Genomic DNA, 24,573 nt, shown 5'->3' on the forward strand with positions numbered 1-24,573 from the left:
TTCGATACTCTCGACGGTCTCAGTTCACAGCGGACGTCGCTTCGACATGACGCGGCAAGGTCACCCGGATACGGGTGCCGCGTTGGCTTTGAACATCAGCCGGGCTGTCGATGGTGATTTGTCCATAATGCTCTTCAACGATGGAATAGACCAGTGCAAGGCCCAGACCGGTGCCTTCGCCAGGATCCTTGGTGGTGAAGAAAGGTTCGAACAACCTATCCATGATGCTCGATGGAATACCGCTGCCTTCGTCTTCCACGATCAGGTCGACCGTGTGTTCGCCGGCTTCGCTTTTTACCCGCACCGCACTGCCGGGAGGCGAGGCGTCACGGGCGTTTGAGAGCAGGTTGATCAGTACTTGGGCGAGTCGCTGCGGATCGCCTTCGACCCAGTGATCGGGGTCGCACAGGTTGTAGAACTGCACTTCGAAATTGCGTCGGTTCAGGGCCAGCAAACCAATGGCGTCCTGGGCCACTTCGGCCAGACAGACGGGCTCGTCGTTGTGCTGATGACTGCCCGCGTGGGCGAAACTCATCAGCGACTGGACGATGCGCGATACGCGTTTGGTCTGTTCCAGAATCTGCCCGCTGATTTCCTTCAGCTCGCCATCGTCTTCGCGTTCTTCGCGCAGGTTCTGCGCCAGGCAAGCGATGCCGGTGATCGGGTTGCCGATTTCATGGGCCACGCCCGCAGCGAGGCGGCCGATACTGGCCAGGCGTTCGGAGTGCACCAGTTTGTCTTCGAGCATCTGCGTTTCGGTGAGGTCTTCCACCAGCAATACCAAACCACTGTTACCCGGCGCGAGCGGTTCGTCGATTGCCGCTTTGTGCAGGTTCAGCCAGCGGGTCTGGCCATCAAGGGCCAGATGTTGCTTGTGCAAATGCTCGTCCGGCAGATTGATGAAGCCTTGCAGCAGCTCTTTCCACGGATCGGCGATGGTGCTCAGGCGCGAACCGACCACACGCTGCGCGGCGATTCCGGTCAGCTCCTCCATGGCTTTGTTCCACATGAGGATTTCCTGATCCTTGGCCAGCGAGCAAACGCCCATCGGCAATTCCTGCAGGGTCTGGCGGTGGTAGCGGCGCAGGGCATCGAGTTCGGCAGCCAGGCCGGTCAGGCGCGAGTGGTAATCCTCGAGGCGGCTTTCGATGAAGTGAATGTCTTCGGTGACGTAGTTTTCGCCGCCGGCCTTATAAGGCAGGAAGGTCTCGACCATGTCCTGCGCCACGCTCGGGCCCATCAGGCCGGAGAGGTTGGCTTCGATCCGGTCGCGCAAGCGGCGCAAGGCGTAAGGCCGGCGCTCGTCGAACGGCAGGTAGAGATCGCGCAGCGCTTGTTCAACTTCTTTCTGCGCTGCCTTGGCGCCCAAGGGTTTGGCCAGTTGCGTGGCGAATTCCTGGGGAGAGGCGGCGTGCAACTCCCGACGTTGCGGGCGACGCACGTTGTCCACGGCGCAAGCTTCGGCGGCGCTGGCTTCTTCGGGGCTGGCGTTGGTGAACAGCGAAATCAGGGTGAACATCAGTACGTTGGCGGCCAGTGAGGCGATTGCGGCCATGTGCCAACTGGTGTCGTCCAGCACGTAGATCATGTTCAGCAGCGGAATGTAGAAGCCTTGCAGGTTGCCGACCAGTGGCAACAGCATGGTCACCAGCCACACCAGAATCCCTGCCAGCAAACCGGCGATGAAGCCACGGCGGTTGGCGGTCGGCCAGTACAGGACGGACAGCACGCCCGGCAGGAACTGCAACGTCGCCACAAACGCGACGATGCCGAGGTTGGCCAGGTCCTGCTCTGCGCCCAGCAGCAGATAGAAACCGTAACCGGCCATGATGATCGCGACGATCAGCGCCCGACGTGTCCATTTCAACCAGCGGTAGATGTTGCCTTCGGCCGGTGGCTGATAGAGCGGCAGCACCAGGTGGTTCAGCGCCATCCCGGACAGGGCCAGGGTGGTGACGATGATCAGCCCGCTGGCGGCCGATAGCCCGCCGACATACGCCAGCAGCGCCAAGGCTTTGCTGTTGGCGGCGATACCGATGCCCAGCGTGAAGTACTCAGGATTGGTCGTGGCCCCCAGTTTCAGGCCCGCCCAGAGAATCAGCGGCACCGCCAGGCTCATCAGCAGCAGGAACAACGGCAAGCCCCAACTCGCGCTGACCAGCGAGCGCGGGTTGAGGTTTTCGGTAAAGGTCATGTGGTACATGTGCGGCATCACAATCGCCGAGGCGAAGAACACCAGCAACAGCGTGCGCCACGGGCCTTCCTGCAAAGGCGTGTGCAGCGCGGCGAGGGCGGTCTGGTTTTGCAGCAGCCACAGTTCCAGCTGTTGCGGGCCGTCGAATACGCCGTACAGCGCATACAAACCAACGCCGCCAATGGCGATCAGCTTGATCACCGACTCGAAGGCAATGGCAAACACCAGGCCTTCGTGTTTCTCGCGGGTGGCGATGTGGCGCGAGCCGAAGAAAATCGTGAACAGCGTAATCAGCGCGCAAAAGCTCAGGGCCACGCGATGCTGCACCGGTTCGCGGGTGAGGATGCCGATGGAGTCCGCCACGGCCTGAATCTGCAGGGCCAGCAACGGCAGCACGCCGATCAGCATGAAGATCGTGGTCAGTGCGCCGGCCCAGGTACTGCGAAAGCGAAACGCGAACAGGTCGGCCAGCGACGACAGTTGATAGGTGCGAGTGATCTTCAGGATCGGATACAGCAACACCGGCGCGAGCAGAAATGCCCCGGAAACCCCAAGGTAGCTGGAGAGAAAGCCGTAGCCGTACTGATAGGCCAGGCCCACCGTGCCGTAAAACGCCCAGGCACTGGCGTAAACGCCCAGCGACAGGGTGTAAGTCAGGGGGTGGCGAATGATCGCCCGGGGGATCATGCCCCGTTCGCTGATCCAGGCGACGCCGAACAGCACCGCCAGGTACGCGGCGCTGATCAGGATCATCTGGGTCAGGCTAAAGCTCATCGGCATCTTTTTGGCTCTGCAGGATGAAGGTCACGACGATCAGAATCAGCCAGAGCAGATACGGGCGATACCAGGCGCCAGTGGCGTCGATCCACCAATCCATGATGGCCGGGGAAAACAGGTAAATCCCCACTACCAGGAGCAGGACCAAGCGATAGATGTACATCCCGGCCTCTCTTTTTTATGCGCGTGCCCGAAAACGTGCGGCGATGGTAACGGATGGGCGCGCCACAGCAAGTCTGATCACTGTAGTTGCGCTTCGGGCAGGTTGAGTGTGCGCGGGATCTTCAGCGCGTCCCAGTGGGTAATGCCCCAGTTCAGCACTTCCCGTGGTGTGGCGTACGCCAGCTCTGTGCCGGGATTTTGCCCAAGTGCGCGCAATGCGCGCAGCAACAACGGTGTTGCCTGGTCTTCGGTCAGCGGCGGCGAACGGTAGGACTTGCCGAGCTTGTTGCCGTCAGGCTGGGTAATCAACGGGATGTGCAGATAGCGCGGTTGCGAAAAGCCCAGCAGTTCTTGCAGATAGAGCTGGCGTGGCGTGGAGTCCAGCAGGTCGGCGCCACGGACGATGTCGGTGATGCCTTGCCAGGCATCATCGAGCACTACCGCCAGTTGATAGGCATAGAGCCCGTCGCGGCGGCGGATCACGAAATCGCCGACGTCCCGGCCCAAGTGTTGGCGGTACTCGCCCTGCACGCGGTCGATGAAGTGGTATTCCAGCTCAGGCACGCGCAAGCGAATGGCGGCATCTTCAGTGCCATGGCCTGCATTGCGACACAAACCCGGATAAATGCCGTGATACGGCTCCAGTTGTTTGCGCGAGCACGTGCAGGCGTAGGCCAGGCCGTGATTGAACAGGCGATTGAGCACTTCGGCGTAGGCATCGTGACGGTCGCTCTGTCGGACCATTTCGCCGTCCCATTCGAAACCGTAGCTTTCCAGTGCCTTGAGAATGGCCGCTTGGGCACCGGGTTCTTCCCGTGGCGGATCGAGGTCTTCCATGCGCATCAACCAGCGCCCGCCCACCGAGCGCGCGTCGAGGTACGAGGCCAGCGCTGCGACCAGCGAACCGAAATGCAGATGGCCGCTTGGCGTAGGGGCGAAGCGTCCGATATAGGCGGGGGCGATGGCGGTCATAAGGCGATTTCAGGCTGTCCAATCGTTTCGAGCATGGCTTGAAGCCGTCTTCGCGAGCAAGCTTCGCTCCTACAGGAGATTGCGCCGGCCTTTGTAGGAGCGAAGCTTGCTCGCGAAGGCGATTCCGAAGACGCAATAAACATCAGCAAATATCAGAAACAAAAACGGAGCGTTCGCACGCTCCGTTCTTCGTTCAAGTCGCAATTACTTGCCGACTTGCTTTTCCTTGATTTCCGCCAGGGTCTTGCAGTCAACGCACATGTCGGCGGTAGGGCGTGCTTCCAGTCGCTTGACGCCGATCTCGACGCCGCAGGACTCGCACCAGCCATATTCTTCGTCTTCGATCAATTGCAGCGTCTTGTCGATCTTCTTGATCAACTTGCGCTCGCGGTCACGGGCGCGCAATTCAAGGCTGAATTCTTCTTCCTGGCTGGCACGGTCTGCCGGGTCAGGGAAGTTGGCCGCCTCGTCTTTCATGTGATCAACCGTGCGGTCGACTTCCTGCATCAAGTCCTGTTTCCACTTGTTCAGGATCTTGGTGAAGTGAGCGCGCATGGGTTTGCCCATGTACTCCTCGCCCTTAACTTCTTTGTAGGGTTCGAAGCCGCTGATCGACTGATTTTGCTGCTTTGCTTGGGTGGGCATGAAATGGACCGCCTCTACTCTTGTAATCCATCTGCGCAGGATTGCTCCATCACCGACACCTGCCGGCCCTGCGGCTGCAAGCGGGCGAACTTACCAGATCAAATCGGGCCGCGCTACTCCCGGATGTCGAGGTAGTGGCCCGAAGGGCTTGCAAATGATTGCAAAGCCTTGACCGGTGGTGCTGAAGACCTGATCAATTAATGATTTTAGTCAAACCTTGCGCACTCGCATGGGTCGTTTGTGGCCAAGGTCTTAACGCGTCTGACCGCTTTAGGTTCTCGCTCGTTCCTGCGCTTGGGTAGAATCGGTTTTTTTTACCCTGTTGAAGGAAGGCTCATGGCTCAGTCCTACAGTGCCCGCAGTCGCGCGATCGAACCGTTCCATGTCATGGCGCTGCTGGCGCGGGCCAATGAACTGCAAGCTGCCGGCCACGATGTGATCCACCTGGAAATCGGCGAACCGGATTTCACCACCGCCGAGCCGATCATCCAGGCCGGCCAGGCCGCGCTGACGGCGGGGAAAACCCGCTACACCGCCGCCCGTGGCATTCCCGAGTTGCGTGAGGCCATTTCCAGCTTCTATCAGCAGCGTTACGGTTTGAACATCGATCCGCGGCGAATCCTCATCACCCCCGGCGGTTCCGGCGCGTTGCTGCTGGCCAGTGCGTTGCTGGTGGATCCGGGCAAACACTGGCTGCTGGCGGACCCGGGTTACCCCTGCAACCGGCATTTCCTGCGGTTGGTGGAAGGCGCGGCGCAGCTTGTTCCTGTCGGTCCGGAGGTGCGTTACCAACTGACACCGGACTTGATCGACCGTCATTGGGATCACGACAGCGTCGGCGCGCTGGTGGCGTCGCCGGCCAACCCGACCGGGACCCTCCTGACCCGCGATGAGCTGGCGGGCCTGTCGACCGCGATCAAGGCGCGGCATGGCCATCTGGTGGTGGACGAGATCTATCACGGCCTGACTTACGGCACTGATGCCACCAGCGTGCTGGAAGTCGATGACAGCGCCTTCGTACTGAATAGTTTTTCAAAGTATTTCGGCATGACCGGCTGGCGACTCGGTTGGCTGGTGGCGCCGGAAGCGGCGGTCGGCGAGCTGGAAAAACTCGCACAGAACCTCTACATCAGCGCCCCGAGCATGGCGCAGCATGCCGCACTGGCCTGTTTCGAGCCTGCGACCATCGCCATTCTTGAAGAGCGTCGCGCCGAGTTTGGTCGGCGCCGGGATTATCTGCTGCCCGCACTGCGGGAGTTGGGTTTCGGCATCGCTGTTGAACCCGAGGGTGCGTTCTATTTGTATGCCGATATCAGCAAGTTCGGCGGCGATGCCTTCGCGTTCTGCCGGCATTTCCTTGAAACCGAGCACGTGGCGATTACGCCGGGCCTCGACTTCGGGCGTTTTCAGGCCGGCCACCACGTGCGGTTTGCCTACACCCAAAGCCTTCCGCGTTTGCAGGAAGCGGTCGAACGCATCGCTCGCGGCTTGAAGAGCTGGCAAGGCTGATGCGGTTCAATCCTCCCCTCGAAGAAGGTCGACTGATCCGACGTTACAAGCGTTTTCTCGCCGATATCGAAACCGTTCATGGCGAGTTGCTGACAATTCACTGCCCGAACACCGGCTCGATGCTCAATTGTCAGGTGGAGGGCGGGCAGGTCTGGTTCAGTCGCTCCAATGATCCCAAGCGCAAATTACCCGGCACTTGGGAAATCGGCGAGACCCCTCAAGGTCGCTTGTTCTGCGTGAACACCGGGCGCGCCAACGGTTTGATTGAGGAAGCACTGCGGGGCGGCGTCATTACTGAGCTCAACGGCTTCACTGAACTGAAACGCGAAGTGGCCTACGGGCAGGAGAACAGTCGCATCGACTTTCGCCTCGATTACCCACGCGGGCCGGCGTATGTGGAAGTCAAAAGTGTGACGTTGGGCTTCGATGGCTCATCGGTGGCGGCGTTTCCCGATGCGGTCACCCAGCGTGGTGCCAAGCATTTGCGGGAACTGGCGCATCTGGCGCGGGACGGGATTCGTGCGGTGCAGTTGTATTGCGTGAACCTCACCGGCATCGATGCCGTGCGTCCTGCTGAGGAAATCGATTCGGCCTACGCGGCCGCTTTGCGAGAAGCGGTGGCGTGCGGTGTTGAAGTCCTGGCTTACGGCGTGCGGTTGACCCACGAGGAAATGCGGGTCGAGCGGCGTCTTGAGGTGTTGCTCAACGGTTAGAGGCTGACCCAGATTCCTTGAGCATCTTCGCGACTTTCAACAGTGGTCAGGGATTGTCCGGCGCACGGGCCGGCGACGCACTCGCCATCTTCGATCAGGAACAGTGCGCCGTGGGTGGCGCACTGGATCAGGCTGTTGCTGGGGTCGAGAAACCGGTCGGGTGTCCATTCCAGCCCGACGCCACGGTGCGGGCAACGGTTGTTATAGACGTAGACCTGACCGTTCCGGCGTACGGCGAAAAGCTTCTCGCCGTCGATCTCGAAACCGCGGCTGCTGGACTCGGCCAACTCAGCGCCTGCGCAAAGAAACTTCATGTCTATCCTCAAGTGCGGCGGCTCGTGACTGGATATGTCCGAGCTTGACGTTCAAATGCAAACAATTATCAAATGGCCGCTTCGCCCGTCGGGTGCAGGTGCCGGATGCCGAGGATACTTGGCCTGTCACTTCAATGCCTGGGAAAACCATTAAAGGAAGCTGTTTATGCGCCTGAGTACCCGCGTTGCTGCGCTCTGTGCCGGACTTCTCGTCAGCCACCACGTCGCAGCGGCCGAGTTGCCACAACGCTGGGTCAGTGCCGGTGGGGCCTTGTCGGAGTGGGTCAGCGCGCTCGGCGGTGAATCGAAACTGGTCGGTGTCGACACCACCAGCCAGCACCCGGAATCGCTCAAGGCGTTGCCGAGCATCGGTTATCAGCGGCAGCTGTCGGCGGAGGGCATCTTGAGCTTACGCCCGCAGATCCTGGTCGGCACCGAAGAAATGGGGCCGCCGCCGGTGATTTCGCAGATTCGCACGGCGGGGGTGCAAGTCGAGCTGTTCTCGGCTCAGCCTGATCTGCCGACGTTGCAGGCTAACTTGCAGCAGTTGGGCAAATTGCTCGGCGCCGAGGACAAGGCTGCGCAACTGTTCCAGGGCTATCAACAGCAGCTCGATCAGCAAAAGGTTCGGGTCACCAATGCGCAGCTGACGCAACCCTCACCGGGTGTGCTGGTGCTGCTCGGTCATGCGGGCGGCAAGCCTCTTATCGCAGGCAAGGACACCGCTGCTGATTGGCTGATCCAGAAGGCCGGTGGGCACAACCTGGCGACGCACACCGGTTACAAACCTTTTTCCAATGAATCCTTGATCAGCCTGGACCCCGAAGTGCTGGTGTTCGCCGACCGCGCATTGACCGGTGAAGCGGCGCGCGCAGCGCTGTTCAAGGAGAACCCGATTCTGTCTTCCACCCGCGCCGCCAAGGACGGACGAGTCATGGAACTCGATCCAACGCTGCTGGTGGGTGGGCTTGGCCCGCGATTGCCCGAGGCGTTGAAAAAGATCAGTGACGGTTTCTATCCCGGCACTGTTGCTCAATGACCGTCCTGGTAAAACCCCGGGCGTTGTTCATCGGCCTGAGCCTGCTGTGTTTGCTGGCGATCTGGCTGTCGTTGGCGCTCGGGCCGGTGAGCCTGCCGTTGCTCGATACCTTGCGCGCAGCGTTACGCATGATCGGCCTGCCCTTTGCGCCTGACGGACTGGAGCAGGCCGAGCTGATCCTCGGGCAGATTCGCCTGCCGCGTACCTTGTTGGGATTGGCGGTGGGTGGTGTGCTGGCGTTGTCGGGCGTGGCGATGCAGGGCTTGTTTCGCAACCCATTGGCCGATCCGGGGTTAGTGGGCGTTTCCGGTGGCGCGGCATTAGGCGCGGCCATTGCAATTGTCGGCGGCTCGGCGTTTGGTGGATTGCCGGAATTCCTCGGACCGTACCTTTTATCGCTGTGCGCGTTTCTCGGCGGGCTCGGCGTGACAGCGATGGTGTATCGACTGGGTCGGCGCAACGGCCAAACCGATGTCGCAACCATGCTGTTGGCGGGTCTCGCTTTGACGGCGCTGGCCGGCTCGATCGTGGGGCTGTTTACCTACCTGGCAGACGACACGACTTTGCGAACGCTGACCTTCTGGAATCTGGGCAGTCTGAACGGTGCCAGTTATTCGCGACTCTGGCCGTTACTGTTGATCAGTGCCGGCGTGGCGCTGTGGTTGCCGCGTCGCGCCAAGGCGTTGAATGCGTTGTTGCTGGGAGAGTCGGAGGCCGGGCACCTGGGCATCGACGTCGAAAAGCTCAAGCGTGAGTTGGTGTTTTGCACGGCGTTGGGTGTCGGCGCGGCGGTGGCAGCGGCGGGGATGATCGGCTTTGTCGGGCTGGTGGTGCCGCATCTGGTGCGTCTGCTGGCCGGTCCCGATCATCGGGTGTTGCTGCCGGCCTCGGTGCTGGCAGGCGCCAGTCTCCTGTTGTTCGCGGATCTGGTGGCGCGACTGGCCTTGGCGCCGGCGGAGTTGCCGATCGGAATCGTCACCGCGATGATCGGTGCGCCGGTCTTTCTTTATCTATTGCTGCGAGGGCGTGCCTGATGTTGCGAACGCAAAATCTGCACATCCGCCGAGGCCGCAAGATTGTCCTGATGGATATTACGCTTGAGCTCAAACCGGGAGAGGTCCTCGGCGTGCTGGGGCCTAACGGTGCGGGCAAAAGTACGTTGCTGGGTGCCTTGTGCGGCGAGTTGCAGGCTGATCACGCCAGCGTGTGGCTCGATGAGCGCGAGTTGCGTGACTGGACCGGCGCGCAACGAGCGCAACGCCTGGCGGTGTTGCCACAAGTCTCGACCTTGAACTTCGCCTTTCGCGTCGAGGAAGTCGTCGGCATGGGGCGCTTGCCGCACCAGACCGGCCGGGTCCGCGATGACGAAATCGTCGCCGCCGCATTGCAGGCCGCCGATGCCGGGCATTTGAGTGGTCGCAGCTATCTGGCGTTGTCCGGCGGCGAACGTCAGCGCGTGCATCTGGCGCGGGTGCTGGCGCAACTCTGGCCGGGCGAGGTGGGGCAAACGCTGTTGCTCGACGAGCCGACTTCGATGCTTGATCCGCTGCATCAACACACCACCTTGCAAGCGGTGCGCGAGTTCGCCGATCGCGGCGCGTCCGTGTTGGTGATCCTGCATGATCTGAACCTGGCGGCGCGCTATTGTGATCGCCTGTTACTGCTCGAAGGCGGGCGGCCGGTCGCGCTCGATACCCCGGAGCAAGTGTTGCGTCCGGAACCGCTCAAGGCGGTATTCGGGCTGGACGTCTTGGTGCAGCAGCACCCGGAGCGTGGGCATCCGCTGATCATCGCCCGCTGAGTCATTGATAGAGGGTGTGGGTATGCGTGTGATGGTGATTCTGGCGGTGCTGATGCTGAGTGCTTGTCAGCATGTTTCGACGCCGCCGGTCACCGGCGAGATTCGCGACTTGCGCAGTGGTCAGACGCTGACGGCGCAGGAACTGCTGGCGCGTCTGGCCAAGCCGTCGCGATTGATCGTGGGGGAGCAGCATGACAATCGCGATCACCATGAACTGCAACGCTGGTTATTGCAGGCGCTGGGAGAGCGGCGCCCGCAAGGCAGCCTGCTGCTGGAAATGCTCACGCCGGATCAACAGCTGCGCGTCGATGACGTTCGCCACGCCTCGACGCTGCCCTCGGACTTGCCTGGTGCATTAGCCTGGCAACCTGGCTGGGACTGGAATCTGTATGGGCCGATCATTCGTTTCACCCTGGCCCAACCTTATCCGCTGCTGGCCGCCAACCTGGACACTGTCGAGGTGCGTGCTTTTTACGCCCGGCCGCCGACATTAAGCGGCGTTCGCTCCAATGCCACGTCGGTCAAGGATGAGTTACTGGCACAGATCAGCGGTTCCCATTGCGGCCTGCTGCCCGAATCGCAAATGCCGGCGATGCTCGCCGTCCAGCAGCAACGTGACCGGCGCATGGCCGAGCGGCTGTTGGCTGCACCCACTCCTGCATTGCTGTTCGCCGGCGCTTACCACGCGCGAAAGGATGTCGGCGTGCCGATCCATGCGCTTGATCTGGGAACGCCCGAAGCGCCCGTGGTTTTAATGCTGGCGCAGCAGGGTGGTGAAGTCACGGCGGCGATGGCCGATTACGTCTGGTACACGCCTGCCATGCCGACGCCGGATTACTGTGCAGAGATGCGCAAGGGCCAGCCAGAATCAAAACCCTAAGCAACGGCAAAACCGATCCCTTGTAGGAGCCGGCTTGCCGGCGATGGCGATGTATCAGTCAACGCATTTAGTGACTGACCCACCGCTATCGCCGGCAAGCCGGCTCCTACAGGGGCTCTGTTTTGCCAGGGGACTTTTGCACAGGCAAAAAAAGACCCGGCAAGAGCCGGGTCAAATAACCGTGATTAGCCTGATGAGGAGATATCTGAGAGTCCGAACCAAGGGCTTTTCAAATATCGACCAGTCTCGCGACCAGTTGTGATAATCATAGCGATTCTCATTACCAAGTCAACCGCTGATTTTTCATTTCCTCGGAAATTGTCAGTTGCCTGGCGAGAAGCCCCGTAATCATTGGGCTTCAGACTATGTTCCTGATGAGCTCAACTGCGTGATCTGTTTGTTCAGCAGGTCAATGCGTCGGGCCATGCTCTCGATCAGGCTGTGGGCGATCTTCGGATTGCTTTGAGTGAGGCTGAGAAACTCTCCTTCGCTCCGTTCAATTCTTGTGGCGTGACGAGATTGCTTCCAGCTGTTTATTCAGGGCTTCCTTGCGCTCGGCGGGGATGTCGTTCCAATGCACATCCATCAGCGCGCCTTCGATCGCATATAACAACACCTTGGATGCCCGGAACCCGCGCGTGCGCACAGCCCGATAGGCATCCACCGCCCCCAGGCGACGCAAGTCCGAGGCGCTGTGGATGCCCACGGCATGCAGCCACTGCGCCGATGTCTTGCCAAGATTCTTCAGGTGCTGCAGTTCATCATTCATCAAGCCTCCTTGCGACGGCCGAACGGTGCGTGGGCAAGCTTCTGAGGAGTGTAGCCATCAGTAGGAAAAGCGTGATTGTTTGGTCGGTTTCGGAGCAAATGCTTCTAAGAAGCGACTCCGATGTGCAGCGTAAAAATACGCGAGCAAGGTAGGAAAAGGCGGAAGGGCGTCAAGTTTTCAAGCTGAAAACACCCACAGTCCAGCGCAAGGCGGGGGGCGCCAAGGCTGAGCACTGGACATGTCAGTTATCGGTCGTTTTTAACGGGTTCGATAACGCAGGCGTGTACCAAAATTCATCGACATCAGAATTTCATCGGCACTCAGCTCTCGTGGAAAGTAGGCGCCGGAGATCTGCGCGTGGGCCAGGCTTGCGCCTTCCAGGTTTGAGTTGCTGAAATCGATGCCGCGCAAGTCGGCAGAGCGGAAGTAAGCATCGGTAAAGTCGATGCCGTCGGCATTCAGTTCGCGCAGGTCCAGGCCTCGGAAGTCACCACCGACCATGTCGATAGGTCCGTCTTTTGGACGTTCGTTGTTGAAACCTGTGATGTCGTCTTTGTGCAGTAAGGCATAAAGCGGGGTGTCGAGAAGTTTCGGCTGGCTCATGTCACATCACCTGTTGGTTTTATGACGCCAGTATAGTGCCACTATTTGACAGCCGTGAAGCCAGCGAAGGCTCCACGGCTGAAATACTTTTTTACAGGCCCGGCAGGCGTTGGCGAATTTGCGCAACGACGGTGTCGAGGGTCCCGCTTTCATTGGTCTGCACGCGTTTGCTGCACAGAATCTCTTCTGGCGTCAGGGCTTCACGATTGGCTTGCTGCGCTTCGATAACGGCCAGATTGGCGTCGGATGGATCCTTTTTGTCTGCCTGGCGCAGGGCCAGCCAGCTTTCGATCACCGCTTGTGGCGCGTTGCAATCAAGGATCAGGAACGGCGCGCCGGTGGCTTCGGCAATTTTCGCCGCGCCGTCACGCTGGTCGCGCTTGAGGTAAGTGGCATCGACCACCACTGGGAAACCGGCGCGCAGGATGACCGCGGCGATTTCATGCAGGCGAGCGTAGGTTGCGGCGCTGGCGTCGGCGCTATAAATGCCGGCTTGCGGATCGTTGGCGACAGTTTGTTCGCCGAACAGGCGTTTGCGTTCGACATCGGAACGCAGGCGAATTGCGCCCAGCGCTTCCACCAGGCGCATGGCCACGTGGCTTTTGCCAACAGCGGAAACGCCGTGGGTGATGGCCATGAAGCGCGAAGGAATGGTGCTGTAGCTTTCCGCCAGGTTTGCATAGTTGCGGTACTGGCGCAGGGTCGTGGCGCGCTGCACCGGGTCGGCCTCGGCCGGCATGCTGAACAGGCTGACCTTGGCGCGAACCAGCGCACGGTAGGCTTTATAGAAGTTCAGCAGTTCCAGGCCCTGATAATCGCCGGTCAACTCCAGGTACTGGCTGATAAAGCGACGGGCCAGGCTCTTCAGGCCGCGGTCTTCAAGGTCCATCGCCAGGAAGCCGGTGTCGGCATAGACGTCGGTGAAGCGGAACGGCTCGTTGAATTCGATGCAGTCGAAGATCACGACCTTGCCATCGATCACGGTGGCGTTGCCCAGGTGGATATCACCGTGGCACTCGCGAATGAAACCCTTGGCCTTACGCTGGGCAAACAGTGGCTTGAGGCGTTCGAAGCTGCTTTCGGCCCAGGCTTGCAAGGCATCAAGTTGCAGCAGGTCCGCCTTGTCACTCAGGAACGGGCGGATCTGCTCGAAGTTCTGCCGCACTGGCGCCATGACGCTTTCCGGCGTGCCGGCTTCGTGTTCCGCAGGCACCTTTGGTGCGGTGAGGTGGAATTGCGCGATCTGTGCGGCCATCTCGTCGATGTGCGCGGTGGTCAATTCGCCGTTGGCTTGCAGCGTGCTGAGCAGTTGGCTTTGTGGGAACTGACGCATTTTCAGCGCGTATTCGATGACCGGACCGTCGCCGCCCAGTTGTGGCGCTTCGGCGCTGCCGGTAATCGGCAATACTTCGAGATACAAATCATTGGTCAGGCGCTGGTTCAGGCGCAGTTCTTCACCACAGAAATGCTCGCGGGCATCGAGGCTGGTGAAGTCGAGGAAGCCGAAATTGACGGGTTTCTTCACTTTATAAGCGAAAGCGCCTGTGAGAATGACCCAGGAGATGTGGGTTTCGATGAGCTGAAACCCGTCTACCGGGTGCGGGTAGAGGGCCGGGTTTTGCAGGGCGGCGATCAGGGACTGGCTCACAGGCGTTCCTTCAGAGTCTGGGAAAATTCACGGCCGCCATTATGGCCGCAAGTCCGCCCGACGCAAACCTCGGCGGGCTCCTGTTGAGTATGAATAAAGTGCGTATAATCCGGCGCCATGACTCGTACTCGATCCCCCCGTACCCCCAAAAAACCACCTTCCAGGGGCCTGCGCCCTTGGCTGGGCTGGGCCCTTAAACTCAGTCTGGTCGGCCTTGTGGTGCTCGCCGGGTTCGCGGTTTACCTCGACGCTATTGTCCAGGAGAAGTTCTCCGGCAAGCGCTGGACTATCCCGGCCAAGGTGTATGCGCGCCCGCTCGAGCTGTTCACCGGCCAGAAGCTGAGCAAGGAAGACTTCCTCACCGAACTCGACGCCCTGGGCTATCGCCGCGAAAGCGTGAGCAACGGCCCCGGCGCAGCAGCGGTCAACGGCAACACCGTTGACTTGAATACCCGTGGTTTCCAGTTCTATGAAGGCATGGAGAACGCCCAGCCCGTGCGCGTGCGATTCTCCGGCGACTACGTGGCCGAACTTTCAGCGACCAATGGTTCGAAGCTTTCTGTGGTGCGGCTGGAACCGCTGCTGATCGGCGGGATTTATCCGAAGAATCTCGAAGACCGCATTCTGATCAACATCGATCAGGTGCCGCCGTATCTGCTGGAAACCCTGGTCGCTGTAGAAGACCGGGACTTCTATAGCCACTGGGGCGTGTCGCCGAAGTCGATTGTCCGCGCCATCTGGGTCAACACCTCTGGCGGCAAGATGACCCAGGGCGGTAGTACCCTGACGCAACAGTTGGTCAAGAACTTCTACCTGACCAGCGAACGCAGCCTGAGCCGCAAACTCACCGAAGCCATGATGGCGATGCTGCTTGAGCTGCATTACGACAAACGGGAGATTCTTGAGGCCTACCTCAACGAAGTGTTCGTCGGTCAGGATGGCCAGCGCGCGGTGCACGGTTTCGGCCTCGCCAGCCAGTTCTTCTTCGGGCAGCCGTTGTCCGAACTGAAACTGCATCAAGTCGCGATGCTGGTGGGCATGGTCAAGGGACCGTCCTATTACAACCCGCGTCGCAATCCGGAGCGGGCGCTCGAGCGGCGCAACCTGGTGCTCGATGTGCTTGAGCAGCAAGGCGTCGCCACCGCCGAGCAGGTCGCTGCGGCGAAGAAAATGCCTTTGGGTGTGACGACGCGCGGCAAACTGGCCGACAGTTCGTTCCCTGGGTTTCTCGACCTGGTTAAACGTCAACTGCGCGAAGACTATCGCGACGAAGACTTGACCGAAGAAGGCCTGCGGATCTTCACCAGTTTCGATCCAATTTTGCAGATGAAAGCGGAAGCGTCGGTCAACGATACGTTCAAGCGCTTGTCCGGCCGTAAAGGTTCCGATGACGTTGAAGCCGCGATGGTCGTGACCAACCCGGAAACCGGTGAGGTCCAGGCCATGATCGGCAGTCGCCAGGCGAGCTTCGCCGGTTTCAACCGGGCGCTGGATGCTGTGCGACCGATCGGTTCGTTGATCAAGCCGGCGGTTTATCTGACAGCCCTTGAGAAACCTAGCCAGTACACGTTGACCAGTTGGCTGTCGGACGAATCCTTCTCGGTAAAAGGCGCGGACGGGCAGGTCTGGAAACCGCAAAACTATGATCGCCGCTCCCATGGCACTGTTTTCCTTTATCAGGGCCTGGCGCACTCCTACAACCTGTCGACCGCGCGTCTCGGGTTGGCGGTGGGCGTGCCGAATGTCTTGAAGACGCTGGCGCGCCTGGGGGTGAGTCGCGAGTTTCCGGCATTCCCGTCGATGCTGCTGGGTGCTGGCGGCATGACCCCGATCGAAGTGGCGACCATGTACCAGACCCTCGCCAACGGTGGCTTCAATACGCCGATGCGCGGGATTCGTAGCGTGCTGACGGCGGAAGGCGAGCCGCTCAAGCGGTATCCGTTCCAGATTCAGCAGCGTTTCGATCCGGCGTCCATTTACCTGATCCAGAGTGCCATGCAGCGGGTCATGCGCGAAGGCACCGGCAGTTCGGTTTACAACGTGTTACCGAAAACCCTGACGCTGGCGGGCAAGACCGGTACGAGTAACGATTCGCGAGACAGCTGGTTCGCCGGCTTCAGTCAGGATTTGCTGGCGGTGGTGTGGCTGGGACGTGATGACAACGGCAAGACCCCGTTTACCGGTGCCACTGGCGCGTTGCAGGTCTGGACCAGTTTCATGCGCAAGGCTGATCCGTTGCCGCTGGACATGCCGCAGCCGGATAATGTGGTTCAGGCCTGGGTCGATTCACATACCGGACAAGGCTCTGATGCCAACTGCCCAGGCGCCGTGCAGATGCCGTATATTCGCGGCAGCGAACCGCCTCCCGGCGCTGCTTGCGGTGGCGAAAGCCCTGTTAACGGTGAAACGGTGATGGATTGGGTCAAGGGCTGGATGAATTAAGCAAAGAGGGTTTCAAGTGAACAAATGGTTGATTCCAGCGGTTGCCGCCGTGGCTTTGCTCAGCGGTTGCTCCAGCGTACAGCGTGGTTCGATTCCGGTTGTGGATTCCGGCAGCGCCGTTTCCAACAGTGAACGTGTTTCGGCCAATGGCGGTTTTCGTCAAACGACGGTTAAACGTCCTGTGCAATCCCAGACCCAGGCGATTCCGCAAGGTGACACCGGCGTCGTGGTAATGGTGCCGGGTGGCGGTGCAGTTGCATCGGCACCGATCAGCACTTCGCCGATTACGCCAGGCCCGATCACTTCGGGTCCGATCGACACTTCGCCAGTCCAGTCGGCCCCGATCAATCAGGGCAGCTACAGCATGCCATCGACACCGAGCGGGATTCCTTCGTCGAGCGCCGGTGGCTTGTCAGCCGATGAACAACTGGACGGTCCGGTATTGGCGCTGCTGACCACTGCTCAGCAGCAACAGGCTGGCGGTGACCTCAACGGTGCTTCTTCCAGTCTGGAGCGCGCCCAGCGTGTTGCGCCGCGCGAGCCGCAAGTGCTTTATCGTCTGGCGCAGGTTCGCATGGCCCAAGGTGATGCGGCACAAGCCGAGCAGTTCGCTCGTCGTGGTCTGACCCTCGCCAATGGGCGTCCGGCACTTCAGGCCAGTCTGTGGGAATTGATCGGTCAGGCACGTGATAAGCAGGGTGATTCCGCTGGCGCTGCACTGGCCCGTCAGAAGGCCAAGGTTTCGCTGTGATGGACGCACGCTTTCCGAAAATTGCCGAGCAGCTGCTGTTGATCGAGCGCGAGTTGCGGGTTCAGGGGTGGTGGGACGATGTCTCGCCATCGGTTGAAGCGCTGTCCAGTGTCGAGCCGTTCTCGGTCGATACGCTGGATTTCGAGCAGTGGCTGCAATGGATTTTCCTGCCGCGCATGAAAGCGATCCTCGAGCAGGATTTGCCGTTGCCCAATGCCTCGGGCATTCAGGAGATGGCGGAAATGGTCTTCGCCAGCCGCAATGTCCAGGGCAAGGATCGGCAGTTGCAGGTTCTGCTCAAAGAGTTCGACCAACTGATCACCGCCTCCCGCTGACCCCGATTTCTTGTAGGAGCAGAGCTTGCTCGCGAAGGCGGCGTAACATTCAAAAGATATGTTGAATGTTACGCCGCCTTCGTCGGAACGCCGCCCGGAGCAAGCTCTGCTCCTACAGGTATCTACTGGCAGTTTTCAGCGATCTGTCTTTGTGCTTCAGCAGTTCGATCCTGACGTTGCTCGTCGGTCAGGCGGCGCATCTCACCCTCGACATCCTCCCGTATCCGCGGATTGTTCTGCAGTTGAGCCAGGTTCGTCCGCGCCTGCTCGCAGAATACCTTTAGCTGCGCTTGCTGCTCGGCGACCTGTTTTTTAACGGTCTTATCGATGGCCTGTTGATCGCCAATGGCGTTACTGCGGGGCAGCGTAGCCGGCTTGTTCGCAGAGGAGGGCGTGACAACGGTCGTGGCTTGCCGGCCCTGGGGCGGTTGCGCATCGAAGTGGGTAACGCCTTGTTCATCGACCCACGTGTAAATCTGAGCGGCCATGCACAAAGGGCTGATGGCGATCAGCAGGCTGGCGGTCAGGAAAAACGTTCGCATGCCATTTCCTTGTATTGGGTTGCGCAATTGAAGCTAACACAGTTGCTGTTTAGCGGTTTTTTCTTGCTTTCTCATGTGCTTACTTCAATAAAGCACATTGACGACTTGACTTGCAGGGGACGAAACAGAAGAATCCAAAGTCCGCTGTAGAGGGACTGCCAGAAGCAGACCCACTCGGCAGATCATGAGGCGCACATCCGCGCCGACCTGTTACACCCGCAACGCGTTACCTCGCGCTGGGTGGGAAAGCCCCGCAACACTTGGGACGATCCCAATACTTGCTCAGTCAGTGCTGACGTAGTCGGCGACCACCGTCGCTCATGCTCTGCCGAGAAGTAAACCTATTAAGACCCGTCCTCTTGTATGTGGGCGGTATTCTGGCGTTTTAGAGGTGAACAACGTGGAGCTTTTATCTGGCGGTGAGATGCTCGTCCGCTTTTTGCGTGACGAAGGCGTCAAGTACATCTACGGGTACCCGGGTGGTGCTCTTCTTCATGTTTACGATGCCCTGTTCAAAGAACCGGAAGTGACCCACATCCTGGTTCGTCACGAGCAGGCTGCGACCCATATGGCTGACGGCTACGCTCGTGCCACCGGTAAAGCCGGTGTGGTACTGGTGACCTCCGGCCCGGGCGCAACCAACGCCATTACCGGTATTGCCACGGCCTACATGGACTCCATTCCGATGGTGGTCATTTCCGGCCAGGTGCCTAGCAACATGGTTGGCACCGATGCGTTCCAGGAAACCGACATGATCGGTATCTCCCGGCCGATCGTGAAGCACAGCTTCATGATCAAGCACGCGTCGGAAATCCCGGAAGTCATGAAGAAAGCGTTCTACCTGGCGCAATCCGGTCGTCCTGGTCCGGTCGTTGTCGATATCCCGAAAGACATGACCAACCCGGCCGAGAAGTTCGAATACATCTTCCCGAAAAAAGCCAAGCTGCGTTCCTACAGCCCGGCCGTTCGCGGTCACTCCGGACAAATCCGCAAGGCAGCCGAAATGCTCCTGGCGGCCAAGCGCCCTGTGATGTACGCAGGCGGCGGTGTGATTCTCGGTGGCGGCTCCGCGCCGCTGACCGAGTTGGCGAAGATGCTCAACCTGCCAGTGACCAATACCCTGATGGGTCTGGGTGCCTACCCTGGCACCGACCGTCAGTTCATCGGCATGCTCGGCATGCACGGCAGCTACACCGCCAACCTGGCGATGCACCATGCTGACGTGATCCTCGCAGTCGGCGCACGCTTCGACGATCGTGTCATCAACGGCGCGTCGAAGTTCTGCCCGAATGCCAAGATCATTCACATCGACATCGACCCGGCTTCGATCTCCAAGACCATCAAGGCCGACGTGCCGATCGTTGGTCCGGTGGAAAGCGTCCTGACCGAAATGGTCGCGATCCTCAAGGAAATCGGCGAGACCCCGAACAAGGAGTCCGTTGCCAGTTGGTGGAAGCAAGTTGATGAGTGGCGCGGTGATCGCGGCCTGTTCCCTTACGACAAGGGCGACGGCAGTGTCATCAAGCCGCAGACCGTGATCGAAACCCTGTGCGAAGTGACCAAGGGCGATGCCTTTGTTGCCTCCGACGTGGGTCAGCACCAAATGTTCGCGGCGCAGTACTACAAGTTCAACAAGCCGAACCGCTGGATCAACTCCGGTGGCCTGGGCACCATGGGCTTCGGTTTCCCGGCGGCCATGGGTATCAAGTTGAGCTTTCCGGATGCCGACGTCGCCTGCGTAACGGGCGAGGGCAGTATCCAGATGAACATTCAGGAACTGTCCACCTGTCTGCAATATGGTTTGCCGGTCAAAATCGTCATCCTGAACAACGGCGTTCTGGGTATGGTTCGTCAGTGGCAGGACATGAGCTACGGTAGCCGTCACTCGCACTCCTACATGGAATCGTTGCCTGACTTCGTCAAGCTGGCAGAGGCCTATGGCCATGTCGGCGTGCGCATCACCGACTCGAAAGACTTGAAGTCGAAGATGGAAGAAGCATTCGCCATGAAGGATCGCCTGGTGGTCATCGATATTGCAGTCGACACCAGCGAGCACGTCTATCCAATGCAGATCAAAGACGGCTCCATGCGCGATATGTGGCTGAGCAAGACGGAGCGTACTTAATCATGCGGCACATTATTTCCTTGCTTCTGGAAAACGAACCCGGTGCTCTGTCGCGTGTAGTCGGCCTGTTCTCGCAGCGCAACTACAACATCGAAAGCCTGACCGTGGCGCCAACCGAAGACCCGACTTTGTCGCGTCTGACGCTGACCACCGTGGGTCACGATGAGATCATCGAGCAGATCACCAAGAACCTGAACAAGCTGATCGAAGTGGTCAAACTGGTCGACCTGTCGGAAAGTGCTCACATCGAGCGCGAACTGATGCTGGTCAAGGTCAAGGCTACCGGCGCCCAGCGCGCCGAGATCAAGCGCACCACCGATATTTACCGTGGGCAGATCGTTGATGTCAGCGCTAGCGTGTATACCGTTCAATTGACCGGTACCAGCGACAAGCTCGACAGCTTCATTCAGTCCATCGGCACCGCGTCGATCCTGGAAACCGTCCGCAGCGGCGTAACCGGTATTGCTCGCGGCGACAAAGTACTCAGCATCTAAACCAAATTAGCGAATGGCCTGAACGGCCTGGATATATAGGGGAAATTCATGAAAGTTTTCTACGATAAAGACTGCGACCTGTCGATCATCCAGGGCAAGAAAGTTGCCATCATCGGTTACGGTTCCCAAGGCCACGCTCAAGCGTGCAACCTGAAAGACTCCGGCGTTGACGTCACTGTTGGCCTGCGTAAAGGTTCGGCGACCGTTGCCAAAGCCGAAGCTCACGGCCTGAAAGTGACCGACGTTGCTTCCGCTGTTGCGGCTGCCGACCTGGTCATGATCCTGACCCCGGACGAGTTCCAGTCCTCCCTGTACAAAAACGAAATCGAGCCGAACATCAAGAAAGGCGCCACCCTGGCCTTCTCCCACGGCTTCGCGATCCACTACAACCAGGTTGTTCCGCGCGCTGACCTCGACGTGATCATGATCGCGCCGAAAGCACCGGGCCACACCGTGCGTTCCGAGTTCGTCAAAGGCGGCGGTATCCCTGACCTGATCGCTATCTATCAGGATGCTTCCGGCAACGCCAAAAACGTTGCACTGTCCTACGCTGCCGGCGTTGGTGGCGGTCGTACCGGTATCATCGAAACCACTTTCAAGGACGAGACCGAAACCGACCTGTTCGGCGAACAAGCCGTTCTGTGCGGTGGTACCGTTGAACTGGTCAAAGCCGGTTTCGAAACCCTGGTTGAAGCTGGCTACGCGCCAGAAATGGCCTACTTCGAATGCCTGCACGAACTGAAACTGATCGTTGACCTCATGTACGAAGGCGGTATCGCCAACATGAACTACTCGATCTCCAACAACGCTGAATACGGCGAGTACGTGACTGGTCCGGAAGTGATCAACGCCGAATCCCGTCAGGCCATGCGCAACGCCCTGAAACGTATTCAGGACGGCGAATACGCCAAGATGTTCATCAGCGAAGGCGCAACCGGCTATCCTTCGATGACCGCCAAGCGTCGTAACAACGCCGCTCACGGTATCGAAATCATCGGCGAGCAACTGCGCTCCATGATGCCGTGGATCGGTGCCAACAAGATCGTCGACAAAGCCAAAAACTAAGTCGCACACTTGTACGGAAAACGCGGCCTAGGCCGCGTTTTTTCGTTTAGGAGGCCGGTTCTGGTATAAAGCTGCATCGTTTGTGGCCGAACCGTCGTCCCAGACACCTGTCGAAACTTTCCACCCCGTTGCAAGGTAATGTCCATGAGCGAACGTCCCGAAGAGCCAAACCAGGCTTCTGACGCCGAAAGCCTGCTGCCCATCGATGAACACGTCGAAGAAGGGCATGACGCTGAAGGCCGTAAAGTCCGGCATCGTGGTATCTATCTTCTGCCGAATCTGTTCACCACTGCGAACCTGTTCGCAGGGTTCTATTCCATCATCAATTCAATGAGTGCCCAGAGTGCCTTGAGTGCAGGTGATGCGATTGGCGCGAGCAAGTATTTTGCGTTTGCCGCGATCGCCATTTTTGTCGCCATGGTGCTCGACGGTCTCGACGGTCGCGTTGCCCGTATGACCAACACCCAGAGTGCCTTCGGTGCCGAGTACGACTCGCTGTCCGATATGGTCGCCTTCGGTGTCGCGCCGGCACTGCTGGCATTTGGCTGGGCCTTGGGCGATATGGGCAAGGTCGGCTGGATGGTCGCCTTTATTTATGTCGCCGGCGCTGCGTTGCGCCTGGCACGTTTCAACACCCAGGTGGGCACCGCCGACAAGCGCTACTTCATCGGCCTGGCCAGTCCGGCTGCGGCGGGTGTGGTTGCGGGTATTGTCTGGGCGTTCAGCGATTACGGCATTCAGGGTTCCAAGATGTCTTTCCTGGTAGCGCTGATGGTTGCGGCCGCCGGCATGCTGATGGTCAGCAACATCAAGTACAACAGCTTCAAGGAGCTGGACCTGAAAGGGCGCGTACCTTTCGTGGCGATCCTGGCCGTGGTGCTGGTGTTTGCCGTCGTGTTCAGTGATCCGCCGCGCATCCTGCTGCTGGTTTTCCTCGCCTATGCAGCGTCTGGCCCGGTTCAATACCTGTTACGTCTTCGTCGGCACAAAAGCGTGTAATTTCCCTCATACTCCGCAGTCTATTGGTGCATCTGTCCTCCAATGCTGCGGAGTTGCCATGCTGATCAAAGTCCCCAAGTCGTCCGACTGCCATGAGTCGGATGTCACGCCTGAATCCCTCTATCTATCTCGTCGTAATGTATTGGGCGCCGCCGTTGCCGGCTTGGCTGTGAGCAGCTTGCCGCGTTGGGCCAGTGCTGACGATGCCGCGCGATACGCGGATGTCGAGGCGGGCAACGCGCCATCCTGGTTTGCCGAAAAACTCCCTTCTACCAAGTGGGGCGCGGTCACCGTCAAGGATGAGGCGATCACGCCGTTCAAGGACGCGACCCACTACAACAACTTCTATGAGTTCGGTACCGACAAGGGTGATCCGGCCGCCAACGCCGGTTCTCTGAAAACCGAACCGTGGAGCGTGGTGGTGGACGGGGAGGTGGGTAAGCCGGGGCGATATGCGCTGGAGGACTTCATGAAGCCTTATCAGCTGGAGGAGCGTATCTATCGTCTTCGCTGTGTAGAGGCCTGGTCGATGGTCATTCCATGGATCGGATTTCCCATCTCTGCGTTGCTCAATGTTGTTGAGCCAACCTCCAAGGCAAAATTCATTCGCTTCGAAACGCTGCAGGACCCTAAGACCATGCCAGGGCAGCGCTCTGGTTTTGCCCTGATCGACTGGCCCTATGTAGAAGGGCTGCGTCTGGACGAGGCGATGAATCCGTTGGCGATTCTTGCAGTGGGCATGTACGGGCGTGAGTTGCCTAACCAGAACGGCGCGCCTCTGCGCCTGGTGGTGCCGTGGAAGTACGGCTTCAAGAGCGTCAAATCCATCGTGCGGATCAGTCTGGTCAGCGAGCAACCGAAAACCACCTGGCAAAGCATTGCTGCGGACGAGTACGGCTTCTATGCCAACGTAAATCCGACAGTCGATCATCCGCGCTGGACGCAGGCTCGGGAGCGTCGTTTACCGAGCGGTCTGTTCAAGCCCAATGTGCGTGACACGCAGATGTTCAACGGCTATTCGGACGAAGTTGCTTCTCTATATACAGGGCTCGATCTGCGGAAGAACTACTGATGCGATATCCGTTCTGGCGAGTGAGTGTCTTCATCGCTGCTGCGGTGTGGCCGCTGCTTTGGCTCTATCAGGCTTGGGCGGATGTGCTGGGGCCGGATCCGGGCAAGGTGCTGGTTGATCGGTTGGGGTTGGGGACGCTTGTACTGCTGCTTATTACATTGAGTTTCACGCCGTTGCTGAAGCTCACCGGTTGGGCGGGGTGGATTGCTGTCCGACGGCAGCTGGGTTTGTGGTGCTTCGCTTATGTAGTTCTCCATCTGAGTGGCTATATAGCGTTCATTCTTGGCTTTGATTGGTCGCAGCTGGGGGGCGAGTTACGCAAGCGGCCATACATTATTGTCGGTGTGCTGGGGTTCCTTTGTTTGCTGGCGTTGGCGATAACCTCCAACCGCTACAGTCAACGTCGGCTGGGGGCTGGCTGGAAGAAGCTGCATCGACTGGCTTATGGTGTTCTCGGTCTTGGCTTGCTGCATATGTTGTGGATCGTGCGTGCCGATCTGAAGGAGTGGGCGGTCTATGCCTCTATAGGCGCACTGCTATTGGTGTTGCGGTTACCGCCTGTCGCTCGTCGAATTCCGCGTTTAATAGCTAAAAAGACACCTTCTGAAAGAAAAGCATAATTAGGTGTTGACGGCAGATTCTGGAAGTCTATAATTCGCCCCACTTCCGGCGCAGTCGAAACGGAAAACTCCTTGGTAAACAAAGAGTTGCGCAGTTTTCGG

General features: G+C 59.3%; 24 protein-coding genes and 1 pseudogene. 15 read left to right on the forward strand and 10 right to left on the reverse strand.

What is annotated here, in order from left to right:
• Nucleotides 1-19: 19 nt before the first annotated feature.
• The 4 genes from J4E42_RS26495 to dksA all read right to left on the reverse strand — a co-directional run bounded on the left by J4E42_RS26495 (nucleotide 20) and on the right by dksA (nucleotide 4,750).
• Nucleotides 20-2,974 (reverse strand): sensor histidine kinase, encoded by a 2,955-nt coding sequence (locus J4E42_RS26495; protein WP_008033180.1) that lies wholly within the window; start codon nucleotides 2,972-2,974, stop codon nucleotides 20-22.
• The gene (locus J4E42_RS26500; RefSeq protein WP_003176118.1) at nucleotides 2,958-3,134 is read right to left on the reverse strand and encodes a hypothetical protein; all 177 of its coding nucleotides are present in this window, start codon (nucleotides 3,132-3,134) and stop codon (nucleotides 2,958-2,960) included. Before J4E42_RS26500 ends, J4E42_RS26495 begins: the two co-directional genes overlap by 17 nt.
• A 77-nt stretch (nucleotides 3,135-3,211) precedes the next feature.
• A complete protein-coding gene (gene gluQRS, locus J4E42_RS26505) occupies nucleotides 3,212-4,105 on the reverse strand; it encodes a tRNA glutamyl-Q(34) synthetase GluQRS (protein WP_219740005.1) in 894 nt (297 codons plus the stop codon).
• Between the two features lie 204 nt (nucleotides 4,106-4,309).
• On the reverse strand, nucleotides 4,310-4,750 hold the full coding sequence (gene dksA / locus J4E42_RS26510; protein WP_007902025.1) for an RNA polymerase-binding protein DksA: 441 nt from the start codon (nucleotides 4,748-4,750) through the stop codon (nucleotides 4,310-4,312).
• A gap of 336 nt (nucleotides 4,751-5,086) precedes the next feature.
• Between dksA and J4E42_RS26515 the strand changes: the two genes are divergently transcribed.
• A complete protein-coding gene (locus tag J4E42_RS26515) occupies nucleotides 5,087-6,259 on the forward strand; it encodes a pyridoxal phosphate-dependent aminotransferase (protein WP_207286527.1) in 1,173 nt (390 codons plus the stop codon).
• Nucleotides 6,259-6,972 (forward strand): DNA/RNA nuclease SfsA, encoded by a 714-nt coding sequence (gene sfsA, locus J4E42_RS26520; RefSeq protein WP_207286528.1) that lies wholly within the window; start codon nucleotides 6,259-6,261, stop codon nucleotides 6,970-6,972. Before J4E42_RS26515 ends, sfsA begins: the two co-directional genes overlap by 1 nt.
• Here the strand turns inward: sfsA and J4E42_RS26525 are convergent.
• Nucleotides 6,969-7,286: a Rieske (2Fe-2S) protein gene (locus J4E42_RS26525; RefSeq protein ID WP_207286529.1), complete on the reverse strand. Its 318-nt coding sequence runs from the start codon at nucleotides 7,284-7,286 to the stop codon at nucleotides 6,969-6,971. The genes sfsA and J4E42_RS26525 overlap by 4 nt on opposite strands.
• 166 nt (nucleotides 7,287-7,452) lie before the next feature.
• On the opposite strand from J4E42_RS26525, the gene J4E42_RS26530 reads away from it, so the two are divergent.
• The 4 genes from J4E42_RS26530 to J4E42_RS26545 are packed head-to-tail and all read left to right on the forward strand — an operon-like array spanning nucleotide 7,453 to nucleotide 11,006.
• Entirely contained in the window at nucleotides 7,453-8,325 is an 873-nt protein-coding gene (locus J4E42_RS26530) for a hemin ABC transporter substrate-binding protein (RefSeq protein WP_207286530.1), read from the forward strand.
• 50 nt (nucleotides 8,326-8,375) lie between these two features.
• Nucleotides 8,376-9,359 carry an iron ABC transporter permease gene (locus tag J4E42_RS26535; RefSeq protein WP_177318892.1) on the forward strand — a complete coding sequence of 328 codons (984 nt, stop codon included), beginning with the start codon at nucleotides 8,376-8,378 and terminating at the stop codon, nucleotides 9,357-9,359.
• Nucleotides 9,359-10,126 (forward strand): heme ABC transporter ATP-binding protein, encoded by a 768-nt coding sequence (locus tag J4E42_RS26540; protein ID WP_207286531.1) that lies wholly within the window; start codon nucleotides 9,359-9,361, stop codon nucleotides 10,124-10,126. The genes J4E42_RS26535 and J4E42_RS26540 overlap by 1 nt, the downstream gene beginning before the upstream one ends.
• Nucleotides 10,127-10,148: 22 nt before the next feature.
• Nucleotides 10,149-11,006, forward strand: coding sequence for a ChaN family lipoprotein (locus J4E42_RS26545; RefSeq protein ID WP_207286532.1), 858 nt, complete (start codon nucleotides 10,149-10,151; stop codon nucleotides 11,004-11,006).
• A 363-nt stretch (nucleotides 11,007-11,369) separates the two neighbouring features.
• On the opposite strand, the pseudogene J4E42_RS29575 reads toward J4E42_RS26545, so the two are convergent.
• The 4 genes and pseudogenes from J4E42_RS29575 to J4E42_RS26560 all read right to left on the reverse strand — a co-directional run.
• A pseudogene (locus J4E42_RS29575) lies at nucleotides 11,370-11,489 on the reverse strand (cAMP-binding protein); the annotation flags it as partial.
• Nucleotides 11,490-11,502: 13 nt separating this feature from the next.
• Nucleotides 11,503-11,775 carry a TfoX/Sxy family protein gene (locus J4E42_RS26550; protein WP_007971093.1) on the reverse strand — a complete coding sequence of 91 codons (273 nt, stop codon included), beginning with the start codon at nucleotides 11,773-11,775 and terminating at the stop codon, nucleotides 11,503-11,505.
• Between the two features lie 258 nt (nucleotides 11,776-12,033).
• Complete coding sequence (locus tag J4E42_RS26555) at nucleotides 12,034-12,378, reverse strand: pentapeptide repeat-containing protein (protein ID WP_008033166.1); 345 nt, start codon at nucleotides 12,376-12,378, stop codon at nucleotides 12,034-12,036.
• Between the two features lie 91 nt (nucleotides 12,379-12,469).
• The gene (locus tag J4E42_RS26560; RefSeq protein ID WP_207286533.1) at nucleotides 12,470-14,026 is read right to left on the reverse strand and encodes a bifunctional aminoglycoside phosphotransferase/ATP-binding protein; all 1,557 of its coding nucleotides are present in this window, start codon (nucleotides 14,024-14,026) and stop codon (nucleotides 12,470-12,472) included.
• A gap of 117 nt (nucleotides 14,027-14,143) precedes the next feature.
• Here J4E42_RS26560 and mrcB point away from each other — a divergent pair, with 117 nt between their 5' ends.
• The 3 genes from mrcB to J4E42_RS26575 are packed head-to-tail and all read left to right on the forward strand — an operon-like array spanning nucleotide 14,144 to nucleotide 17,554.
• Nucleotides 14,144-16,468, forward strand: coding sequence for a penicillin-binding protein 1B (mrcB, locus tag J4E42_RS26565; protein WP_192420004.1), 2,325 nt, complete (start codon nucleotides 14,144-14,146; stop codon nucleotides 16,466-16,468).
• Between the two features lie 16 nt (nucleotides 16,469-16,484).
• On the forward strand, nucleotides 16,485-17,219 hold the full coding sequence (locus J4E42_RS26570; RefSeq protein WP_008036407.1) for a tetratricopeptide repeat protein: 735 nt from the start codon (nucleotides 16,485-16,487) through the stop codon (nucleotides 17,217-17,219).
• Entirely contained in the window at nucleotides 17,219-17,554 is a 336-nt protein-coding gene (locus J4E42_RS26575) for a YqcC family protein (RefSeq protein ID WP_207286534.1), read from the forward strand. The genes J4E42_RS26570 and J4E42_RS26575 overlap by 1 nt, the downstream gene beginning before the upstream one ends.
• 122 nt (nucleotides 17,555-17,676) lie before the next feature.
• Here J4E42_RS26575 and J4E42_RS26580 read toward each other — a convergent pair whose 3' ends face one another.
• Entirely contained in the window at nucleotides 17,677-18,096 is a 420-nt protein-coding gene (locus J4E42_RS26580; protein ID WP_192227973.1) for a DUF4124 domain-containing protein, read from the reverse strand.
• 400 nt (nucleotides 18,097-18,496) lie between these two features.
• Between J4E42_RS26580 and J4E42_RS26585 the strand changes: the two genes are divergently transcribed.
• The 6 genes from J4E42_RS26585 to msrQ all read left to right on the forward strand — a co-directional run bounded on the left by J4E42_RS26585 (nucleotide 18,497) and on the right by msrQ (nucleotide 24,471).
• Nucleotides 18,497-20,221 (forward strand): acetolactate synthase 3 large subunit, encoded by a 1,725-nt coding sequence (locus tag J4E42_RS26585; RefSeq protein ID WP_008033158.1) that lies wholly within the window; start codon nucleotides 18,497-18,499, stop codon nucleotides 20,219-20,221.
• A 2-nt stretch (nucleotides 20,222-20,223) separates the two neighbouring features.
• Entirely contained in the window at nucleotides 20,224-20,715 is a 492-nt protein-coding gene (gene ilvN, locus J4E42_RS26590; protein ID WP_003205610.1) for an acetolactate synthase small subunit, read from the forward strand.
• A gap of 48 nt (nucleotides 20,716-20,763) precedes the next feature.
• Nucleotides 20,764-21,780 (forward strand): ketol-acid reductoisomerase, encoded by a 1,017-nt coding sequence (ilvC, locus tag J4E42_RS26595; protein ID WP_003228216.1) that lies wholly within the window; start codon nucleotides 20,764-20,766, stop codon nucleotides 21,778-21,780.
• Nucleotides 21,781-21,924: 144 nt separating this feature from the next.
• On the forward strand, nucleotides 21,925-22,779 hold the full coding sequence (gene pssA, locus J4E42_RS26600) for a CDP-diacylglycerol--serine O-phosphatidyltransferase (RefSeq protein WP_008033154.1): 855 nt from the start codon (nucleotides 21,925-21,927) through the stop codon (nucleotides 22,777-22,779).
• A gap of 58 nt (nucleotides 22,780-22,837) precedes the next feature.
• Complete coding sequence (gene msrP, locus J4E42_RS26605) at nucleotides 22,838-23,851, forward strand: protein-methionine-sulfoxide reductase catalytic subunit MsrP (protein ID WP_192227971.1); 1,014 nt, start codon at nucleotides 22,838-22,840, stop codon at nucleotides 23,849-23,851.
• A complete protein-coding gene (gene msrQ / locus J4E42_RS26610; protein WP_207286535.1) occupies nucleotides 23,851-24,471 on the forward strand; it encodes a protein-methionine-sulfoxide reductase heme-binding subunit MsrQ in 621 nt (206 codons plus the stop codon). Before msrP ends, msrQ begins: the two co-directional genes overlap by 1 nt.
• The last annotated feature ends 102 nt before the right edge of the window (nucleotides 24,472-24,573 follow it).

Origin of the sequence: Pseudomonas sp. FW300-N2A2 (assembly GCF_017351735.1) — a bacterium.
In the GTDB taxonomy this organism is placed as follows: Bacteria; Pseudomonadota; Gammaproteobacteria; order Pseudomonadales; family Pseudomonadaceae; genus Aquipseudomonas; species Aquipseudomonas migulae.

What these genes read in the sequence shown, in the direction of transcription:
- mrcB (WP_192420004.1), top strand. Translation starts at nt 14,144, where the DNA reads ATGACTCGTACTCGATCCCCCCGTACCCCCAAAAAACCACCTTCCAGG.
- J4E42_RS26550 (WP_007971093.1), bottom strand. Translation starts at nt 11,775, where the DNA reads ATGAATGATGAACTGCAGCACCTGAAGAATCTTGGCAAGACATCGGCG.
- gluQRS (WP_219740005.1), bottom strand. Translation starts at nt 4,105, where the DNA reads ATGACCGCCATCGCCCCCGCCTATATCGGACGCTTCGCCCCTACGCCA.
- J4E42_RS26515 (WP_207286527.1), top strand. Translation starts at nt 5,087, where the DNA reads ATGGCTCAGTCCTACAGTGCCCGCAGTCGCGCGATCGAACCGTTCCAT.
- ilvN (WP_003205610.1), top strand. Translation starts at nt 20,224, where the DNA reads ATGCGGCACATTATTTCCTTGCTTCTGGAAAACGAACCCGGTGCTCTG.
- J4E42_RS26525 (WP_207286529.1), bottom strand. Translation starts at nt 7,286, where the DNA reads ATGAAGTTTCTTTGCGCAGGCGCTGAGTTGGCCGAGTCCAGCAGCCGC.
- J4E42_RS26530 (WP_207286530.1), top strand. Translation starts at nt 7,453, where the DNA reads ATGCGCCTGAGTACCCGCGTTGCTGCGCTCTGTGCCGGACTTCTCGTC.
- J4E42_RS26555 (WP_008033166.1), bottom strand. Translation starts at nt 12,378, where the DNA reads ATGAGCCAGCCGAAACTTCTCGACACCCCGCTTTATGCCTTACTGCAC.
- sfsA (WP_207286528.1), top strand. Translation starts at nt 6,259, where the DNA reads ATGCGGTTCAATCCTCCCCTCGAAGAAGGTCGACTGATCCGACGTTAC.
- pssA (WP_008033154.1), top strand. Translation starts at nt 21,925, where the DNA reads ATGAGCGAACGTCCCGAAGAGCCAAACCAGGCTTCTGACGCCGAAAGC.
- J4E42_RS26580 (WP_192227973.1), bottom strand. Translation starts at nt 18,096, where the DNA reads ATGCGAACGTTTTTCCTGACCGCCAGCCTGCTGATCGCCATCAGCCCT.
- J4E42_RS26545 (WP_207286532.1), top strand. Translation starts at nt 10,149, where the DNA reads ATGCGTGTGATGGTGATTCTGGCGGTGCTGATGCTGAGTGCTTGTCAG.
- ilvC (WP_003228216.1), top strand. Translation starts at nt 20,764, where the DNA reads ATGAAAGTTTTCTACGATAAAGACTGCGACCTGTCGATCATCCAGGGC.
- J4E42_RS26500 (WP_003176118.1), bottom strand. Translation starts at nt 3,134, where the DNA reads ATGTACATCTATCGCTTGGTCCTGCTCCTGGTAGTGGGGATTTACCTG.
- msrQ (WP_207286535.1), top strand. Translation starts at nt 23,851, where the DNA reads ATGCGATATCCGTTCTGGCGAGTGAGTGTCTTCATCGCTGCTGCGGTG.
- msrP (WP_192227971.1), top strand. Translation starts at nt 22,838, where the DNA reads ATGCTGATCAAAGTCCCCAAGTCGTCCGACTGCCATGAGTCGGATGTC.
- J4E42_RS26495 (WP_008033180.1), bottom strand. Translation starts at nt 2,974, where the DNA reads ATGCCGATGAGCTTTAGCCTGACCCAGATGATCCTGATCAGCGCCGCG.
- J4E42_RS26540 (WP_207286531.1), top strand. Translation starts at nt 9,359, where the DNA reads ATGTTGCGAACGCAAAATCTGCACATCCGCCGAGGCCGCAAGATTGTC.
- J4E42_RS26575 (WP_207286534.1), top strand. Translation starts at nt 17,219, where the DNA reads ATGGACGCACGCTTTCCGAAAATTGCCGAGCAGCTGCTGTTGATCGAG.
- dksA (WP_007902025.1), bottom strand. Translation starts at nt 4,750, where the DNA reads ATGCCCACCCAAGCAAAGCAGCAAAATCAGTCGATCAGCGGCTTCGAA.